Source organism: Microbacterium sp. ISL-59, from assembly GCF_018613945.1.
In the GTDB taxonomy this organism is placed as follows: Bacteria; Actinomycetota; Actinomycetes; order Actinomycetales; family Microbacteriaceae; genus Microbacterium; species Microbacterium oxydans_B.
In genome coordinates this window covers 390,965-407,773 of the sequence record NZ_JAGGPG010000001.1, presented here as the reverse complement: position 1 = coordinate 407,773, position 16,809 = coordinate 390,965, and the positions used below count along the sequence as shown (strand labels likewise).

Sequence of the window (16,809 nt, the reverse complement as noted above, 5' to 3'; positions counted from 1 at the left end):
ACCCTCGAAGTACGCACCGGGGGGTGCAGATCCAGCAGGTACGCAGGTCGGTACGCACCGATCGACGCGGGGGTGAGAGAGTATGCGGTTGTTCAGCGTAGGCGCAGGAGCGTCGGCCGATCGCGCCCCGCAGCATGCCGAGCACCCGTCCGCACCTATCCCCATCGTCGGACCGGGGGTAGGGGAGACGATCCGCGTCCCGCTCGGCGAGACCGGCTATGAGACCTTTCCGCTGATGCTGGGTGCCGCCGAGTTCGGCTGGAACGTCGACCTCGAGACCAGCCACGGCATCCTCGATCGCTACATGGAGTTCGGCGGCAACGCCATCCACACGGCCGACGGATTCTCCGGCGGACGCAGCGAGCACATCATCGGGCAGTGGCTGCGATCGCGCGGCCGGCGCGATCACGCGATGCTGAGCGTGCGCATCGGAGCCCACGCCGACAATCCGGGGCTGGGTTCCGTCAACCTCGTGCGTGCGGTCGAGGGGTCGCTGACACGGCTCGGGGTAGAGCGCATCGATGTGCTGTATCTCGACGCCACGCTCGACGCGACGACCAACCTCGAAGACACCTTGGCGACCGTCGAATGGCTGTCGGACGCGGGGAAGGTCGGTGCCGTCGGAGCCTTCGGCCTGTCGCCGGAGCGCCTCGTCGAGGCACGGATCCTCGCCTCGGCCGGTTATCCGCGCATCCAGGTGATCGATGCGCCGTACAACCTGATCCGTCGTCAGCCGTTCGAAGGCGACCTGCGCCTCGTCGCCGGCGCACAGAACCTCGCGGTCACCCCGTCGCACGCGCTCGAGCACGGTTTCCTCTCGGGGCGTCACCGCAACAAGGCCCTCACCTCACGGGGCGTGCGTGGCGAGCAGCTGCGCGGGCACCTGAATCGGCGGGGGATCAAGATCCTGCGCGCACTCGACCAGGTGGCTGAAGAACTGGCTGTGCCGGTGGCGGCGGTCTCGGTGGCCTGGCTGCTCGCTCAGCGCACGATCGCGGCACCGATCGTGAACACTTTCGCGACGGATCATGTCGACGAACTCATGCAGGGCGCCGGTGTTTCGCTCTCGCGGAGCCACGTCGCCGAGTTGACCCGGGCCGGTAACTGAGCATCGTCCCACCCGTGACATAGGGTGGGATCAAGGCCCGGCGGATGCTGGCGATGAAGCGAGCGAGTTGTGACGCACTACATATATCTGGTCAGACACGGTGAACATCAGGATGCAGAGCATGGTCTCGCCGACGGACCCCTTTCTCCTCGAGGGCAGCGTCAGGCGGAGCTGATCGCCGACCGGCTGTCCGGTCTCCCGCTCGACGCGGTCTGGCATTCGCCGTTGCTGCGCGCGAACGAGACGGCCCGAGCGATCGCTGCTCGTCTGCCGTCTGTCGACCCTGAGCCCACCGCACTGCTCTTCGACTGCGTCCCCACCGGGATGACCGAAGAGACTCCCGCAGTGTTCGAGCCCTTCTTCGGCTCGGTCACCGAAGCCGAGATCGAGGCGGGGCGCGCCCAGATGTCGGATGCCGTCGAGGAGTTTCTCGTGCGCAAGACCGGGGAGGTGCATGAGGTGCTGATCACACACAACTTCGTGATCTCGTGGTTCGTGCGCGAGGTGCTCGCAGCGCCTGAGTGGCGGTGGATGACGTTGAACCAGTCCCACTGCGGTCTGACGGTCATCGCGCAGAAGCAGGGGCGTCCGTGGACGCTTCTCACGCACAACGACACCGGGCATCTTCCGGTGGAGCTGCGAACGGGAATCCCCGACGCGCTTCTCGTCTGAGCTCTCGCTCCCGAACGGCGGAGACCGCCCGCGCGCCCCCGGCCGGACCGCGTCCCGCGAAATAGACTGGATGCATGACCACGCAGGTAGCCCTCGTCGGCGGAACCGGGAAGCTCGGCACGATCATCGGAGCGGTGATCGATGAGCTCGAAGGCTTCGAGGTGAGCCGTGTGCTGACCTCGTCGAGTGATCTCTCCGAACTGGACGGAGCCGATCTCGTCGTCGATGCCTCCACGCCCCAGGTCAGCATCGAGGTCGTCCGCGCCGCCGTCGAACGGGGCACCAACGTCCTCGTCGCGACGTCCGGGTGGTCCTCGGAGCGGATCGCCCTCGTGCGTCCGCTCGTCGAGGCTGCCGGCACCGGGGTCGTCTTCATCCCGAACTTCTCACTCGGCTCGGTACTCGGGTCGGCACTGGCTGCGGCCGCCGCCCCGTTCTTCGGCTCCGCCGAGATCGTCGAAGCACATCGCGAGACCAAGATCGATTCGCCGAGCGGCACGGCGGTGCGCACCGCCGAGCTCATCGCGGCCGCCCGTGCGGAGCAAGGTCCGGTCAGCGCTCCGCATGCGGATCAGCGTGCACGCGGTCAGCAGGTCGGCAGCGTGCCGATCCACTCGTTGCGGCGCCCCGGTGTCGTCGCCAAGCAGGAGGTCATTCTGTCGGGCCCCGGCGAGTCGCTGACCTTCACGCATGACACCACCGACTCGGCGCTCGCCTATGCGCCGGGGATCCGGCTCGCCGTCCCGTTCGCGGTTGAGGCGCGCGGTGTGATCGTCGGCCTGGAGAACATGATCGACATCGGCATCCGCTCGTGATGTCGCGGATCGGCGTCGGGCTGATGGCCGCGGCGCTGCTGGTCTATCTCGCGGTCGCCATCTGGCTGGCTGTGATGTTCATCTCAGTCGGCTCGCCGGTGTCGATCGGCATGGGCATCACGCTGCTGGTGCTGGCTCCGATCGGTGCCTGGGCGCTGGTGCGGGAGATGATGTTCGGCTTCGGCGCGGACCGCCTCGGGCGCCTGCTCGACGCGGAGGGCGGGATGCCTCCGGTGGAGACGGAACTAACCCCGAGCGGTCGCATCGCTCGAGCCGACGCTGATCCGCTCATCGCGCGATACACCGCCGAGGCCGATGCCGCCGACGATGACTGGCGTGCACGCTACCGACTGGGTGTCGTGCAGGATGCGGCCGGCCACCGGAAGGATGCCAGGGCCAGCATTCGCGAGGCGATCCGCCTCTCGCGTCGCTGACCCCGCATCATTCCTCAGGCGAGAGTCGCTTCGAGCGTGATCTCGATGCCCGCGAGGGCCTGCGACACCGGGCAGCCGGTCTTGGCGCCGGCCGCGATCTCCTGGAACGCCTCGGGCGTCAGGTTCGGGACCGTCGCGTTCACGTTCAGATGGCTGCCCGTGATGCCGACGCCCGGCTTGAAGGTGACCGAGGCCGTCGTGTTGACGCGCTCCGGCGGCGTGCCGTTCTCGGCGAGTGCGTGAGAGAGCGCCATGCTGAAGCACGAGGCGTGGGCCGCCGCGATGAGCTCCTCCGGGGTGGTCGTGGTGTCGCTGCCCTCGCTGCGCGCCTTCCAGTTGATCGGGAAGGTGCCGAGGTTCGACGACGAGAACGCGACCGTGCCCGATCCCTCCATGAGCGATCCGGTCCAGGTGCTGGCGGCTTCGCTGGTGACGGGCATGATTCCTCCGCTTCTCGGGCCCCGCTCGGTGTGCGGGGCACGTTGCGGCCAGCCTACCGAGGGGCCGGGCGGGACGGAACAGGAGTCAGGCAGCGGCGGCGCGACCGATGATGCCGGCCCTCTGCAGCAGGAGGTAGAGCTGGCAGCCGAGGCAGAAAGCGAAGGCGGCGTTCAGGAACGCGGCGATGAACGCGGCAGCGGTGGCGATCGGCAGCGCCCACGGTACGCCGAGGAGATGCAGCACAAGACCGATGCCGACGACGAACAGCCCCACTCCCTGGGAGAACCGGGGCGGGCGCGGGTCCTCGAGTGCGGTCGGCGCCGAGAGTCGCGGGCGCACCAGCGTGCGGAAGACGACGCTCCACGGCGTGGTCCGGGGCGAGACGACACCCCAAAGGAACAGGAGGGCGATCACGACCGTGAGCAGGAAGCCCGGGTCGAGCGCGCGCTGGGAGGGCGTCGACGAGGAGATCACAAAACCACCGGGCACGAAGGTGGAGTCCGTGAGCGGCTGATAGGCGAACCAGCCGAATGAGCCCGCACTGGCGGGTTCCGTCGATATCCCGATCAGTGCCAGGAACGTCGCGACGAACAGGAGCATCGCGGTGATCGAGGCGGCGAAGCGCGGACCACGGGGATCGATGCCTGCGGGTGTGCTCATGGGTGTGCTCCGGTCTTGGCGCCTCAGACGGCGGCGACGGCTTCTTTGAGGGCGTGCGGGTGCGGCACGCCATGGAATCGTGCGCGGACCGCGCCGGAATCGTCGACCAGGAAGGTTGTCGGCGTCTGCAGCACCTTGTATCGCGCGGAGAGATCGGGACGATGCGTCAGGTCCACCTCGACGTGCGCGAGCCCATCGTGACCGGATGCGTAGTCGCGGAGCAGGCGACGGACCTGCGGGCACCGCGCGCACATCTCGGTGCTGAACTGCACCAGGGTGGCGCGCGAGCCGAGTTCCGCCGAGGCGACATCCGCGGGATCGAATCGGAGCGTCCCGCCGTCGCGTCGCCGCCCGTCTCGACGTCGCAGGACGATGCCGACGATCGTCGCGAGCGCGAGAAGCGCCGCTGCGAATCCGAGGGCGAGGGCGGGCGACATGTGTCGAGGCTACGTGCTCCACAGAGGTACCGAGGCCGATGTTTCCGAGCGTGACGAACCCCGATCCCGCCGCGGTGGATCCGCCCGTGACCGGGGGCGGGAAGGTATCGTGGCTGTCATGAGTGCAGCCGTCCCGACGCCCTATGAAGACCTGCTCCGCGATGTGCTGGAGACCGGGACGCACAAGTCGGATCGGACGGGGACGGGGACCACGAGTGTTTTCGGCCGACAGATCCGCTTCGACCTGGCGAAGGGGTTCCCGCTCATCACCACGAAGCGCGTGCACTTCAAGTCCATCGCCTACGAGCTGCTCTGGTTCCTGCAGGGCGACTCCAACGTCGGCTGGCTGCGGGAGCACGGCGTCACGATCTGGGACGAGTGGGCGGACGAGTCGGGCGACCTGGGACCGGTCTACGGTGTGCAGTGGCGGTCATGGCCGACGCCCGACGGCGGCAGCATCGACCAGCTCTCCGAGGTGATCGAGCAGATCCGTCGTTCCCCCGATTCGCGCAGGCTCATCGTGTCGGCGTGGAACCCGGCCGACATCCCCGACATGGCGCTCGCTCCCTGCCACGCGCTCTTCCAGTTCTACGTCGCGGACGGCAGACTCTCGTGCCAGCTGTACCAGCGCAGCGCGGATATGTTCCTCGGGGTGCCGTTCAACATCGCCTCCTACGCCCTGCTCACGATGATGATCGCGCAGCAGGTGGGCCTCGAGCCCGGTGAATTCGTCTGGACGGGCGGCGACTGCCACGTCTACGACAACCATGTCGAGCAGGTGCGCGAGCAGCTGAGCCGTGAGCCGTTCGAGTATCCGACGCTCCGTTTCGCCCGCAAGCCCGAGTCGATCCTCGACTACCGGTACGAGGACTTCGTCGTGGAGGACTACCAGCATCACGCGCCGATCCGCGCGGCGGTGGCGGTATGACCTGGGTCGGGCTCATCTGGGCCGAAGCCCACGGCGGCGTGATCGGCGCCGCGGGGGGCATGCCCTGGCACGTGCCCGAAGACCTCGCGCATTTCAAGGAAGTCACTCTCGGGGCCCCGGTGGTGATGGGGCGCAAGACCTGGGACTCGCTTCCGGAGCGCTTCCGTCCGCTCGCCGGCCGCGACAACATCGTGGTGACCCGTCAGCAGGACTGGCCGGAGGAGGGTGCCCGCCGCGCCGCCACCGTCGCCGAAGCCGTCCGCGGCCTGGACCGGGTGTGGATCATCGGCGGCGCGGAGATCTTCCGCCAGGTGATCGGGGATGCCGACCGGCTCGAAGTCACCGAGCTCGATCTCGATGTCGACGGTGACGCCTACGCGCCGGCCAAGACCGGGTGGCGACTCGTCGACGAGGGGGAGTGGCAGACCTCGCGCACCGGCACCCGCTACCGCTTCCTCGGATACGAGCGCTGATGCCCACCGCTCTGATCACCGGCGCAAGCGCCGGACTGGGGGCAGAGTTCGCCCGCCAGCTCGCCCGCCGCCGCGCCGATCTCATCCTCGTCGCACGTTCCGAGGCCGCGCTGGAGCAGCTGGCGGCCGAGCTGCGCAGCGAGTACGGGGTGGCAGTCGAGGTGCTCCCCGCCGACCTGGTGGACGAAGCGGGGGTCGAGAGCGTCGCTGAACGGCTGCGCGACACCGCGGATCCGGTCGATCTGCTCGTGAACAACGCCGGATTCGGGTTGCCGCTCCGCTTCGCCGACAACGACATCGATGATGAGGTACGGCATCTCCGGGTGCACGTCGAGGCGTCGATGCGTCTCATGCACGCCGCTCTGCAGTCCATGCGTGGACGAGGCGGGCGCATCATCAACGTGGCCTCCGTCGCCGGCTTCATCTCCCGCTCGACCTATTCGGCGTGCAAGTCGTGGCTGATCGGCTTCAGTCGGTGGGCGAACGCGGAGTATGCGCGCGACGGAGTCAGCGTCACCGCCCTCTGCCCCGGATTCACGCACACCTCGTTCCACGAGCGGATGGGACTCGCCGTGGGCGAGGAGGGCGTGCCCGCCTTCATGTGGTTGGACGCCCGCGACGTGGTCCGTGCGGGGCTGCGCGATGCGGCCCGGGGCAGGTCCGTGTCCATCCCGTCGCTGCGATACAAGGCGATCGTGGCTTTGACGCGTGTGCTGCCGAGCTCGCTGACGTCGGGCGTCGCCCGTCGCGGCCGCGTCTGACGAGCGTCACCGCGTCCGCATGACCGCGACCCGAACCGATACGCTGGGTCTATGACGCACTCGGGCAACCCTTTCGGACAGGTTCTCGTCGCGCTCGTCACTCCGATGACAGCCGACGGTGAAGTCGATTGGCCCGCCGTCGAGAAGCACATCGATGACGTGATCACCGCGGGAGCGGACGGCATCGTCGTGACGGGAACGACCGGCGAGACCTCGACCCTGACGGACCCCGAGAAGCTCAAGCTCGTCGAGGTCGGCAAGTCCGTATCGGCGGGCCGCGCCAGGATCATCACCGGCGGTGGCTCCAACGAGACCGCGCACGCCATCGAGCTCTACAAGGCCAGCGAGAAGGCCGGCGCCGACGGCATCATGATCGTCACGCCGTACTACAACAAGCCGACACAGGCCGGCATCCTCACGCACTTCCGCCTGGTCGCCGACGCGACCGACCTTCCGGTGATCCTCTACGACATCCCGGGGCGCACCGGTGTGCCGATCAAGTACGAGACGATCCTGCGCCTCGCGAAGCACCCGAACATCCTCGCGGTGAAGGACGCCAAGGGCGACTTCTCCGAGGTGAGCCGCGTGCTCAACCAGACCGATCTGATGTACTTCTCCGGCGACGACGCCAATGTGCTGCCGCACCTCGCGATCGGCGCCACCGGCCTCATCGGCGTGACGGCGAACGTCGCCGCCGCGCCGTATCGTACGATCATCGACGCGGTGAACGCGGGTGACCTGGCCACGGCGACAGCCGAGCACAAGCGGCTCGAGCCGCTCGTGCGCGCTGTCATGACGCACGTCCCAGGAACGGTCGCTGCCAAGTACATCCTGCACGGGCTCGGCCGCATCTCGAGCCCGCGCGTCCGTCTGCCCCTGGTCGGTCCCGAGGAATGGGAGGCCGCGCTCATCGAGGATGAACTCGACCTCGTCAAGAACGTTCCCGGAGCCGACTTCTCGAACTTCCGACCCGACCGCAACGCGGCTGCGGGTGGTGCCCTGCCGAAGGTGCACGGCACGACGCGCTGAGCCGCGTCCCCACGAACGAACGGACGCGTGGAGTGTCCGACTGAGGAGACAGCATGTCCATTCCCCTGGTAGAACCGGCCGCTCTCGCTGAAGGGACGCTGCGGGTCATCCCGATCGGCGGTCTCGGCGAGATCGGTCGCAACATGACCGCGTTCGAGTACGACGGCAAGATCCTGATCGTCGACTGCGGCGTGCTCTTCCCCGAGGAACACCAGCCGGGCGTCGATCTGATCCTGCCCGACTTCGAGCCGATCCGTGATCGCCTCGACGACATCGTTGGCGTCGTGCTCACTCACGGCCACGAGGACCACATCGGTGCCGTTCCGTATCTGCTGCGTCTGAAGAGCGACATCCCGCTGATCGGTTCGGGGCTCACGCTCGCGCTGGTCGAAGCGAAGCTCAAGGAGCACCGCATCAAGGCTTTCACTCTCACAGTGAAGGAGGGCGAGCAGGAAAGAGTCGGACCCTTCGATCTCGAGTTCGTCGCGGTGAACCACTCGATCCCCGACGCTCTGGCCGTCGCCATCCGGACCCCGGCCGGCATGGTGCTCGCCACGGGTGACTTCAAGATGGACCAGCTGCCGCTGGACGGCCGCATCACCGACCTGCGCGCGTTCGCCCGCCTCGGCGAGGAGGGCGTCGACCTGTTCCTCGTGGACTCGACGAATGCCGACGTCCCCGGCTTCACTCCCACCGAGCGTTCCATCGGTCCGGTTCTCGACCAGGTCATCGCCAAGGCACCGCGCCGCGTGATCGTCGCGAGCTTCTCCAGCCACGTCCACCGTGTGCAGCAGGTCATCGACGCCGCGTACTCCAACGGTCGCCGCGTCGCATTCCTCGGCCGCAGCATGGTGCGGAACATGACCATCGCCGAGCAGCTCGGCTATCTGAAGGTGCCCGACGGGGTCCTCATCGACTTCAAGAAGGCGCGCGATCTCCCGGACGAGAAGATCGTCTACATGTCGACCGGTTCCCAGGGTGAGCCGATGGCGGTGCTCAGTCGCATGGCGAACATGGACCACGCGATCGAGATCAGCGAGGGCGACACCGTCATCCTCGCCTCCAGCCTCATCCCGGGCAACGAGAACGCCGTCTACCGCGTGATTGACGGCTTGACCAAGCTCGGCGCCAACGTCGTGCACAAGGCCAACGCGAAGGTGCATGTCTCCGGACATGCCGCCGCCGGAGAGTTGATCTACTGCTACAACATCCTGAAGCCGAAGAACGTCCTTCCGGTGCACGGCGAGTACCGACACCTCATCGCGAACGCCAAGCTCGCGCAGGAAACCGGCGTCCCTGAGGCGAACACGATCATCGCCTCCAACGGCACCGTGATTGATCTCAAGGACGGCGTGGCGAGCGTCGTAGGCCAGCTGGATCTCGGGTTCGTCTACGTCGACGGCTCCTCGGTCGGAGCGATCACCGATGCCGACCTCAAGGATCGACGCATCCTCGCCGAGGAGGGATTCATCTCTGTGATCGTCGTCGTGGATGCCGCGACCGGCCGCATCATCTCCGGTCCCGAGATCCACGCGCGTGGTGTCGCCGAAGATGACTCCGTGTTCGATGACGTCGCGCCGAAGATCGTCGCGGCGCTCAAGGAGGCGGCGGGCAACGGCGTGCGCGACACCCACTCGCTGTCGCAGGTCGTGCGACGCACGATCGGGCGCTGGGTGAACCAGCGGCTGCGTCGTCGTCCGATGATCGTCCCGCTCGTCATCGAAGCGTGACGGCCGCCCGGTATTCACGGTTGGCCGTCATCCCGGCGTAACACCCCGGTTCTATGCTCACGTCATGGACAGGGGCATTGCCCTTCGCAGGGCGGCGCAGACGGATGCGATGTTCCTCGGCGACATGCTCGTCGAGGCCGCCAACTGGCGCGCCGGGGGAGTGCGCCCGAGACACGAGGTGCTGACGTCGGCGGATCATCGACGCTATCTCGCGGGATGGAAGCGGATGTCCGACGACGGTCTTGTCGCCACCAGCGACGATGACATCCCGGTCGGCGCTGCCTGGTATCGGGTCCTGCCGCAGAACGCCCCGGGACTCGGCTTCATCGGAGCCGCTGTCCCCGAGCTGATCATCGGCGTGCACCCGCTCTGGCGGGCTCGGGGGGTGGGACGATCTCTGTTGCGCGGCATAGTGCAGCTCGCCGGCGCAGAGGGGCATGCAAGGATCAGCCTGAGCGTCGAGCGTGACAACTTCGCCCGCAATCTGTATCGCGCCGAGGGATTCGCCATTGTCGGGGAGGGTGAGACCCGAGACACGATGGCGCGTCGCACCAGGTAGCCGCCTCCGCGAGGATCGACGGAAAGCCGCGTCATTACGCGGAGATGTCGGCTGTTGGACGTAACGTGAGAGCATGGCCAGGAGTACCACGAAGACAGAGCGCGCGTCGACCAGCGCACCGTCGCGCCCCAAGCGGCAGACGGCTCCCAAGGCCCAGCCCGCACCGAAGAAGTACATCGACGAGGCAGACAAGCCTCCGGTGGCAGTCCGGGCCTGGATCGGACTCGCCCACGGCGTCGGCGGGCTCTTCCGTGCCTTCGGGCCTGAGGCGCTGGAGAAGGACGACCGCCGCGACGGCTTCCCGTTCCTCCTCGTGCTGCTCGCGGCTCTCGGCGCCGTGAACGAGTGGGTCTTCATCGGCAACGAAGTGGCCGAGAACATCAGTGCCTACTCCGTGGGGCTGCTCGTCGGCAGAGTGGCGTTCATCATGCCCCTGCTTCTGCTGGTGCTGGCCGGTTGGCTGTTCCGCCACCCCGCGTCGGTTCACGACAACGGACGCATCGGCTTCGGTTTCGGCCTGTTCGTGATCTCCCTGGCAGGTTTCTGCCATGTCGCCGGAGGACAGCCACAGCCCCAGCCGAACATCACGGCGTTGAACACGGGGGGCGGGTTGCTCGGGTGGTTGGTGGGGCAGCCGCTGACTTACCTCACGAATATCCCTGCCTACATCGTGCTCGCGTTGCTGACCGCACTCAGCATCCTGATCCTCACCAAGACACCGCCGAACCGCATCGGTCGGCGCCTCGGCGATCTCTACGCCTGGATGTTCGACGCCGAGCGTCCGGAAAAGCCCGCCAAAGACGCCGCCGCAATCGATGAGGCCGACAAGGTCGACGACCCCGACGTGCTGCCCTGGTGGCGACGCAACAAGACGGGTCGGGAAGAAGACCCTGACGAGGGCACTCTCGGCTCCGACGACATCACGGCGCTGCTCACGACCTCCGACCCGACTCCGGCCTACGACCAGGCGGTCGTCGTCGAGAATCCCTATGACGCCGCCACCGAGGTGCTGTCCGAGGTTCGCTCGGTCGCGGATTCGCTCGCCGAGCAGCAGACCACGGCGCTCCTCGACGATTCCTCCGACACGGGCGAAGCACCGGAGCTTCCCGGCCTCGACGGCTTCGGTACAGACGGTCCGGGCGACCGGGGTCCGCAGGCTCCCGTGACCCCGTACATCCTGCCTTCTCCCGGCCTCCTCGTCGAAGGGCCGCCGCCGGTTCTTCGCTCCGAGGCCACCGACAAGGTGATCGAGCAGATCACCAGCGTGCTGACGCAGTTCAAGGTCGACGCGAAGGTCACCGGCTTCTCGCGCGGGCCGACCGTCACGCAGTACGAGGTCGAGGTCGGTCACGGCGTCAAGGTCGAGAAGATCCTGCAGCTGAGCAACAACTTCGCCTACGCCGTGGCCTCGAACGATGTCCGCATCCTCTCGCCGATCCCCGGCAAGAGCGCGATCGGCATCGAGATCCCGAACGCCGACAAGGAGATGGTCGCGCTCGGCGACGTCCTCCGGTCGCCGGCCGCGCAGAAGAGCACACACCCGATGACCATCGGCGTCGGCAAAGACGTCGGTGGCAACATCGTCATCGCGAACCTCGCGAAGATGCCGCACCTCCTGGTTGCCGGTTCCACCGGTTCCGGTAAGTCGAGCTTCGTGAACTCCATGATCACGAGCCTGCTGATGCGCGCTCGCCCCGCTGACGTGCGCATGGTCCTGATCGACCCGAAACGTGTCGAGCTCACCAGCTACGCCGGCGTCCCGCACCTCATCACGCCCATCATCACGAACCCGAAGAAGGCGGCCGAGGCGCTGCAGTGGGTCGTGAAGGAGATGGACATGCGGTACGACGACCTCGCGTCGTTCGGCTTCCGTCACATCGACGACTTCAACCGTGCCGTGCGCGCCGGCGAGGTCGAGCTGCCTGTGGGCAGCGAACGTGTTCTCAAGCCGTACCCGTACCTCCTGGTCGTGGTCGATGAGCTGGCCGACCTCATGATGGTCGCCCCTCGCGACGTGGAGGACTCGATCGTCCGCATCACGCAGCTCGCTCGTGCTTCCGGCATCCACCTGGTCCTCGCGACGCAGCGCCCCAGCGTCGATGTGGTCACCGGGCTCATCAAGGCCAACGTCCCTTCGCGGCTGGCGTTCGCCGTCACCAGCGTCACCGACAGCCGCGTCATCCTCGACAGCCCCGGTGCCGACAAGCTGATCGGGCAGGGTGACGCCCTGTTCTCCCCGATGGGATCGTCGAAGCCGTTCCGTCTGCAAGGTGCGTGGGTCGACGAGAAGGAGATCGACGCCGTCGTCAAGCACGTCACCCGTCAGGCGCGTCCGGACTACCGTCCCGACGTCCAGGAGGCGATGGAGCCGACGAAGAAGAAGGAAGTCGACGAAGACATCGGCGACGACCTCGAGCTGCTGCTCGCTGCCGCCGAGCTCATCGTCTCGTCCCAGTTCGGTTCGACGTCGATGCTCCAGCGAAAGCTGCGTGTCGGCTTCGCCAAGGCGGGTCGCCTCATGGACCTTCTGGAATCGCGCGAGATCGTCGGGCCCTCCGAGGGCTCCAAGGCCCGAGATGTGCTGGCCACGGCCGAGCAGCTCCCGCAGGTGATGGCGAAGCTGCGGGGGGACGACGCTCCCGCGTCCTCCCCGTCTCCGGCTACTCCTCCGGTTCCGCCGATGCCGCAGACGCATGATCCGATCGCCGCTCAGTACGAAGGACTCCCCGAGGTGGAGGCCGAGGGTGGCGACGAAGACGCCTGGGGCCTGACGGGGCGCGACTGATGGCTATTCCTCGGCAGCTGCCCAACGCCATCACGGTCGCGCGTATCCCGCTGGCGGTCATCTTCTTCGTGCTGCTGCTCCTGGGTGGCACCTACGGTCTCCCCGAGCCCGGCCTCCGCTGGGCGGCCGCCATCATCTTCATCGTCGGAATCTCCACCGACTGGGTCGACGGATACCTCGCCCGCAAGTACGACATCGTCAGCGACTTCGGCAAACTCTGGGACCCGATCGCCGACAAGATGCTCACCGGAGCGGGCTTCATCGGCCTCGCGATCCTCGGGGAGGTCAGCTGGTGGATCGTCGCGGTCATCCTCGTCCGCGAGTGGGGGATCACGATCCACCGTCTGATGGTCGCGAGCGAGCACGTCGTCGCGGCTGCCTGGATGGGCAAGATCAAGACGGCTTTCCAGGGCGTCGCGCTCGGCTGGGCGCTGCTTCCCCTGAACGTCCTCATCGGGCTCGAAGCCTGGACGATCATCACGTTCATCCTGATGCTCATCGTGCTCGTCCTCACGGTGGCGAGCGGCATCGACTACATCGTCGCGCAGGTACGCGGGTCGCGCCAGAAGCGGGCATGAGCGACGCGGGCGCCGCCGCACTGCTGTCGGCTCTAAATCAGCGCGGCTGGTCTCTGGGCGTCGCGGAGTCGCTCACGGGCGGCGCGTTGTGTGCCGAGATCGTATCCGTTCCGGGCGCTTCCGCGGTCCTGCTCGGCGGCGTCGTGGCGTATGCGACCCCGGTCAAGGCGACGGTGCTCGGAGTGGACGCCGAGCTCCTCGCCGCCGAGGGGCCGGTTCATCCGCAGGTCGCCCTGCAGATGGCTGACGGTGTGCGCCGCGTGGTGAGCGTGAACGGCGTCGCGGCGGATGTCGGTGTGTCGACGACCGGGATCGCGGGGCCGGATTCCCCCGACGGCCAGCCGGTGGGAACGGTGCACATCGGGATCGTGACGCCAGACGGCTCCTCGGCGAAGGCGCTGCACCTGCAGGGTGACCGTGATTCGATCCGTGCGCAGACGGTGAACGCGGCTCTTCGGGTGTTGCTTGAGTTCGTCCTGGAATAGTGGCGGTCCGATGTCGGTTATTACCGATGTGCTCACATTCAAACCACAGAGTGCAGGGGTAGATTTCGAGCAGGCCAGGAGTACTAGACTGGCTGTCTCATCGGGGGAAACCTCGAACGATCACACGGGGAGGAGGTTCCGATGATTCTTGTTCGACAGGAAATCGGCGATGTGCTGAGGGACTTCCGTCTGCAGAAGGGGCGCACGCTCCGGCAGGTCGCAAGCAAGGCGTCGGTGGCGCTCGGCTATCTCAGTGAGGTCGAGCGGGGGCAGAAGGAGGCGTCGAGCGAGATCCTCGCATCCGTCGCCGATGCTCTCGACGTCCCCATCTCGACGATCATGCGTGAGGTCGGGGACCGCATCTCTGTTCTCGAGGGTATTCAGGTCTTCCCGGATGTCGTTCCGGACGACCTCGTGGCGTCGATCGAACCCCAGCTCTCGCTGCACTGAGCGTCGGCGTGCGGGTGAGCGATGCGTCGTAGCGAGTTCCTTCGCGCGGTCGACACCGAATTCCAGGCGCGGGCCTCTTCGTTGGTGAACGACCTCGGGCTTTCGGCCTTGCGTGGCCGTACGGCGCTCGAGGCTCTGGACGACGGAACTCCGCCGCGGGAGATCTGGCTTGCGTTGTGTGCAGAGATGGATGTTCCGGAGAACCGACGACACGGCGTCGGACGGCAGGAGCCGCGGGGGCGTTGAGTCCCAGGGGATGTCCGCAGGTTACGGCACACAGTGTGTAGCGATCGGCGTGTCGTCGAAGATCTGTTCGAAGCGGGCGTAGTCTTCTGCACAAGTGGTTCAGGCAATCTGTTCTCCACGGTATGTGAGCTCTCCGCGTCGATGTCGGTGGCCTCTCCTACGGTGGAAACAAGCCGAAGAGCCATTACGCCTTGTCGGAGAGTTCCTCCCAGCCGGGAGAGCCGCGACAGCCTACAGGCGGCACCACGCGCGCAGAAGGAGCAGACCATGCCATCACCCGCCGACCGCGAGAAGTCCCTCGAGACCGCACTCGCTCAGATCGACCGTCAGTTCGGAAAGGGCTCGGTCATGCGGCTGGGCAGCGATGAGCGCGCCCCCGTGGCCGTCATCCCCACCGGCTCCATCGCCCTTGACGTCGCCCTCGGCGTCGGAGGTCTCCCGCGTGGCCGTATCGTCGAAATCTACGGACCGGAGTCCTCGGGTAAGACGACGCTGACACTGCATGCGATCGCGAATGCCCAGCGTGGCGGTGGCATCGCAGCCTTCATCGATGCCGAGCACGCGCTCGACCCCGACTACGCGGCGAAGCTCGGCGTCGATATCGACGCGCTTCTCGTCTCCCAGCCCGACACCGGTGAGCAGGCGCTCGAGATCGCCGACATGCTCGTGCGCTCGGGTGCCATCGACCTCATCGTCATCGACTCCGTCGCGGCGCTCGTGCCTCGTGCCGAGATCGAGGGCGAGATGGGTGACTCGCACGTGGGTCTGCAGGCGCGACTCATGTCGCAGGCGCTGCGCAAGCTCACCGGTGGTCTGAGCCAGACGAACACCACCATGATCTTCATCAACCAGCTGCGCGAGAAGATCGGTGTCTTCTTCGGCTCGCCCGAGACCACCGCCGGCGGTAAGGCGCTGAAGTTCTACGCCTCTGTCCGCATGGACATCCGCCGTATCGAGACGCTGAAGGACGGCACCGACGCGGTGGGAAACCGCACCAGGGTCAAGGTCGTGAAGAACAAGATGGCCCCGCCCTTCAAGCAGGCGGAGTTCGACATCCTTTACGGTGTCGGCATCTCTCGCGAGGGCAGCCTGATCGACTTCGGTGTCGAACATGCCATCGTCAAGAAGTCGGGCTCGTGGTACACCTACGATGGCGACCAGCTGGGTCAGGGCAAGGAGAACGCACGGACGTTCCTGCTTAACAACCCCGATGTCGCGCTGGCGATCGAGACGCAGATCAAGCAGAAGCTCGGCATCGGCGGACCGGCGGCCGTGCCTGCTGCGGCAGACGAGCTCGCTGAGCGTCGTCCGGCCTGATGAATGACACACGTGGGGGCGATCCGGATCGGATCGCCCCCATCATTCCCCTTTTCGGTCGCGCCGCGAAGGATGTCGACCCGGTTTCGATCAGTCCGGGAACGGACGACGACATCTCCGGCGACCGGTCGGATCGCTCCGACGGTGCAGATCTGTGGCGGCCCACGTGGGGTGCGGGTGCATCGCCCGCCGAAAGTGCAGCGGAGTCCGGGAGCCCGAGTGACCGTCATCCCGCCCGTGGGGCGTCAGCCAGATCCGGTTCGCCGGCATCGAGATCCGCCCCCCGGCTTCATGCGCTCGGGGCACCGCCCGCATCGCAGGGCGATACTGCGGATCCGAGTGTGCCGGACGAAGCTCGGAGTGCGGCCGAGGAGTCGCTCGTAAGAAAACTGCGGACGCGATCTCTCTCCATCTCCGAAGCACGTCAGGCTCTGCGAGGGCACGGGCTCGAGAACGGCGTGATAGACGAAGTGATCGAAGACTTCTGTCGTCGTGCCTACCTCGACGATGCTGCACTCGCCAGCGCTCTGGTGACGTCCGGTGTCGAACGGAAGGGGCAGGGGAGAGTCGCCCTCGCTCGTACGCTGGCTCAACGAGGCATTCCTCGAGACGTGGTCGACGCTGCACTCGACGAACTGCCGGATGACGACGATGAGCGCGCCCTCGAATTCGCCCGCACCAAGGCGCGTTCCTTGAGCCGACTCGACAATGACACGGCGCTCCGGCGTCTGGTGGGGCAGCTCTCTCGCCGTGGCTACAACGGGTCCGTCGCGATGAAGGCGGCCAAGCAGGCACTGCGGGAGACTGGCCCGAGTGCGTCGAGCTCGGGCGTCCGATTCGTCGATTCGGACTGAGCAAGCGACGCAGCAACCGCATCCGCACGGCTCGTAGAATGGGTTGA

General features: G+C 66.9%; 20 protein-coding genes. 17 read left to right on the top strand and 3 right to left on the bottom strand.

The genetic code is table 11. The features are described from left to right. The first annotated feature begins 82 nt into the window (after positions 1–82). The 4 genes from J7E45_RS02020 (at position 83) to J7E45_RS02005 (ending at position 3,029) form a co-directional block, all read left to right on the top strand. Positions 83–1,108, top strand: a complete 1,026-nt coding sequence (locus J7E45_RS02020) for an aldo/keto reductase (protein WP_215066753.1) — start codon at positions 83–85, stop codon at positions 1,106–1,108. A gap of 69 nt (positions 1,109–1,177) precedes the next feature. Beyond that, positions 1,178–1,780 (top strand): histidine phosphatase family protein, encoded by a 603-nt coding sequence (locus J7E45_RS02015; protein ID WP_029263620.1) that lies wholly within the window; start codon positions 1,178–1,180, stop codon positions 1,778–1,780. 74 nt (positions 1,781–1,854) lie between these two features. After that, the gene (gene dapB, locus J7E45_RS02010; protein ID WP_091033521.1) at positions 1,855–2,595 is read left to right on the top strand and encodes a 4-hydroxy-tetrahydrodipicolinate reductase; all 741 of its coding nucleotides are present in this window, start codon (positions 1,855–1,857) and stop codon (positions 2,593–2,595) included. Continuing rightward, on the top strand, positions 2,595–3,029 hold the full coding sequence (locus J7E45_RS02005) for a hypothetical protein (RefSeq protein ID WP_091033519.1): 435 nt from the start codon (positions 2,595–2,597) through the stop codon (positions 3,027–3,029). Before dapB ends, J7E45_RS02005 begins: the two co-directional genes overlap by 1 nt. A 14-nt stretch (positions 3,030–3,043) precedes the next feature. Here the strand turns inward: J7E45_RS02005 and J7E45_RS02000 are convergent, their stop codons facing one another. The 3 genes from J7E45_RS02000 to J7E45_RS01990 form a co-directional block, all read right to left on the bottom strand. Further along, positions 3,044–3,469 (bottom strand): OsmC family peroxiredoxin, encoded by a 426-nt coding sequence (locus J7E45_RS02000; protein ID WP_029263617.1) that lies wholly within the window; start codon positions 3,467–3,469, stop codon positions 3,044–3,046. An 85-nt stretch (positions 3,470–3,554) separates the two neighbouring features. Further along, on the bottom strand, positions 3,555–4,130 hold the full coding sequence (locus tag J7E45_RS01995) for a DUF4395 domain-containing protein (protein ID WP_215066751.1): 576 nt from the start codon (positions 4,128–4,130) through the stop codon (positions 3,555–3,557). Positions 4,131–4,153: 23 nt separating this feature from the next. Further along, positions 4,154–4,567 (bottom strand): thioredoxin family protein, encoded by a 414-nt coding sequence (locus J7E45_RS01990; protein ID WP_091033514.1) that lies wholly within the window; start codon positions 4,565–4,567, stop codon positions 4,154–4,156. A 118-nt stretch (positions 4,568–4,685) separates the two neighbouring features. Between J7E45_RS01990 and J7E45_RS01985 the strand changes: the two genes are divergently transcribed. The 13 genes from J7E45_RS01985 to J7E45_RS01925 all read left to right on the top strand — a co-directional run bounded on the left by J7E45_RS01985 (position 4,686) and on the right by J7E45_RS01925 (position 16,762). Next, complete coding sequence (locus tag J7E45_RS01985) at positions 4,686–5,495, top strand: thymidylate synthase (protein ID WP_215066749.1); 810 nt, start codon at positions 4,686–4,688, stop codon at positions 5,493–5,495. Beyond that, a complete protein-coding gene (locus tag J7E45_RS01980; protein ID WP_215066747.1) occupies positions 5,492–5,968 on the top strand; it encodes a dihydrofolate reductase in 477 nt (158 codons plus the stop codon). The genes J7E45_RS01985 and J7E45_RS01980 overlap by 4 nt, the downstream gene beginning before the upstream one ends. Further along, positions 5,968–6,729 carry an SDR family oxidoreductase gene (locus tag J7E45_RS01975; RefSeq protein WP_215066745.1) on the top strand — a complete coding sequence of 254 codons (762 nt, stop codon included), beginning with the start codon at positions 5,968–5,970 and terminating at the stop codon, positions 6,727–6,729. The genes J7E45_RS01980 and J7E45_RS01975 overlap by 1 nt, the downstream gene beginning before the upstream one ends. A 51-nt stretch (positions 6,730–6,780) precedes the next feature. After that, positions 6,781–7,758, top strand: coding sequence for a 4-hydroxy-tetrahydrodipicolinate synthase (gene dapA, locus J7E45_RS01970; protein WP_215066743.1), 978 nt, complete (start codon positions 6,781–6,783; stop codon positions 7,756–7,758). Positions 7,759–7,811: 53 nt separating this feature from the next. After that, entirely contained in the window at positions 7,812–9,488 is a 1,677-nt protein-coding gene (locus tag J7E45_RS01965) for a ribonuclease J (protein WP_091033505.1), read from the top strand. Positions 9,489–9,552: 64 nt separating this feature from the next. Continuing rightward, positions 9,553–10,047: a GNAT family N-acetyltransferase gene (locus tag J7E45_RS01960; protein ID WP_091033502.1), complete on the top strand. Its 495-nt coding sequence runs from the start codon at positions 9,553–9,555 to the stop codon at positions 10,045–10,047. Between the two features lie 73 nt (positions 10,048–10,120). Further along, a complete protein-coding gene (locus J7E45_RS01955) occupies positions 10,121–12,832 on the top strand; it encodes a DNA translocase FtsK (protein ID WP_091033500.1) in 2,712 nt (903 codons plus the stop codon). Further along, positions 12,832–13,410, top strand: a complete 579-nt coding sequence (gene pgsA / locus J7E45_RS01950) for a CDP-diacylglycerol--glycerol-3-phosphate 3-phosphatidyltransferase (protein WP_215066742.1) — start codon at positions 12,832–12,834, stop codon at positions 13,408–13,410. The genes J7E45_RS01955 and pgsA overlap by 1 nt, the downstream gene beginning before the upstream one ends. Next, positions 13,407–13,895: a nicotinamide-nucleotide amidohydrolase family protein gene (locus J7E45_RS01945; protein ID WP_215066740.1), complete on the top strand. Its 489-nt coding sequence runs from the start codon at positions 13,407–13,409 to the stop codon at positions 13,893–13,895. Before pgsA ends, J7E45_RS01945 begins: the two co-directional genes overlap by 4 nt. Positions 13,896–14,036: 141 nt before the next feature. Beyond that, on the top strand, positions 14,037–14,345 hold the full coding sequence (locus J7E45_RS01940) for a helix-turn-helix domain-containing protein (RefSeq protein ID WP_017830901.1): 309 nt from the start codon (positions 14,037–14,039) through the stop codon (positions 14,343–14,345). A 21-nt stretch (positions 14,346–14,366) separates the two neighbouring features. Then, a complete protein-coding gene (locus tag J7E45_RS01935) occupies positions 14,367–14,591 on the top strand; it encodes a DUF3046 domain-containing protein (protein ID WP_091033493.1) in 225 nt (74 codons plus the stop codon). A gap of 267 nt (positions 14,592–14,858) precedes the next feature. After that, the gene (gene recA / locus J7E45_RS01930; RefSeq protein WP_091033490.1) at positions 14,859–15,908 is read left to right on the top strand and encodes a recombinase RecA; all 1,050 of its coding nucleotides are present in this window, start codon (positions 14,859–14,861) and stop codon (positions 15,906–15,908) included. Beyond that, positions 15,908–16,762 carry a regulatory protein RecX gene (locus J7E45_RS01925; RefSeq protein ID WP_215066738.1) on the top strand — a complete coding sequence of 285 codons (855 nt, stop codon included), beginning with the start codon at positions 15,908–15,910 and terminating at the stop codon, positions 16,760–16,762. Before recA ends, J7E45_RS01925 begins: the two co-directional genes overlap by 1 nt. The last annotated feature ends 47 nt before the right edge of the window (positions 16,763–16,809 follow it).

Coding starts and splice junctions, on each gene's coding strand:
- dapB (WP_091033521.1), top strand. CDS start 1,855: ATGACCACGCAGGTAGCCCTCGTCGGCGGAACCGGGAAGCTCGGCACG.
- pgsA (WP_215066742.1), top strand. CDS start 12,832: ATGGCTATTCCTCGGCAGCTGCCCAACGCCATCACGGTCGCGCGTATC.
- J7E45_RS02020 (WP_215066753.1), top strand. CDS start 83: ATGCGGTTGTTCAGCGTAGGCGCAGGAGCGTCGGCCGATCGCGCCCCG.
- dapA (WP_215066743.1), top strand. CDS start 6,781: ATGACGCACTCGGGCAACCCTTTCGGACAGGTTCTCGTCGCGCTCGTC.
- J7E45_RS01965 (WP_091033505.1), top strand. CDS start 7,812: ATGTCCATTCCCCTGGTAGAACCGGCCGCTCTCGCTGAAGGGACGCTG.
- J7E45_RS01990 (WP_091033514.1), bottom strand. CDS start 4,567: ATGTCGCCCGCCCTCGCCCTCGGATTCGCAGCGGCGCTTCTCGCGCTC.
- J7E45_RS01980 (WP_215066747.1), top strand. CDS start 5,492: ATGACCTGGGTCGGGCTCATCTGGGCCGAAGCCCACGGCGGCGTGATC.
- J7E45_RS01925 (WP_215066738.1), top strand. CDS start 15,908: ATGAATGACACACGTGGGGGCGATCCGGATCGGATCGCCCCCATCATT.
- J7E45_RS01945 (WP_215066740.1), top strand. CDS start 13,407: ATGAGCGACGCGGGCGCCGCCGCACTGCTGTCGGCTCTAAATCAGCGC.
- J7E45_RS02005 (WP_091033519.1), top strand. CDS start 2,595: ATGTCGCGGATCGGCGTCGGGCTGATGGCCGCGGCGCTGCTGGTCTAT.
- J7E45_RS01995 (WP_215066751.1), bottom strand. CDS start 4,130: ATGAGCACACCCGCAGGCATCGATCCCCGTGGTCCGCGCTTCGCCGCC.
- J7E45_RS01975 (WP_215066745.1), top strand. CDS start 5,968: ATGCCCACCGCTCTGATCACCGGCGCAAGCGCCGGACTGGGGGCAGAG.
- J7E45_RS01960 (WP_091033502.1), top strand. CDS start 9,553: ATGGACAGGGGCATTGCCCTTCGCAGGGCGGCGCAGACGGATGCGATG.
- J7E45_RS01935 (WP_091033493.1), top strand. CDS start 14,367: ATGCGTCGTAGCGAGTTCCTTCGCGCGGTCGACACCGAATTCCAGGCG.
- J7E45_RS02000 (WP_029263617.1), bottom strand. CDS start 3,469: ATGCCCGTCACCAGCGAAGCCGCCAGCACCTGGACCGGATCGCTCATG.
- J7E45_RS01955 (WP_091033500.1), top strand. CDS start 10,121: ATGGCCAGGAGTACCACGAAGACAGAGCGCGCGTCGACCAGCGCACCG.
- J7E45_RS01940 (WP_017830901.1), top strand. CDS start 14,037: ATGATTCTTGTTCGACAGGAAATCGGCGATGTGCTGAGGGACTTCCGT.
- recA (WP_091033490.1), top strand. CDS start 14,859: ATGCCATCACCCGCCGACCGCGAGAAGTCCCTCGAGACCGCACTCGCT.
- J7E45_RS01985 (WP_215066749.1), top strand. CDS start 4,686: ATGAGTGCAGCCGTCCCGACGCCCTATGAAGACCTGCTCCGCGATGTG.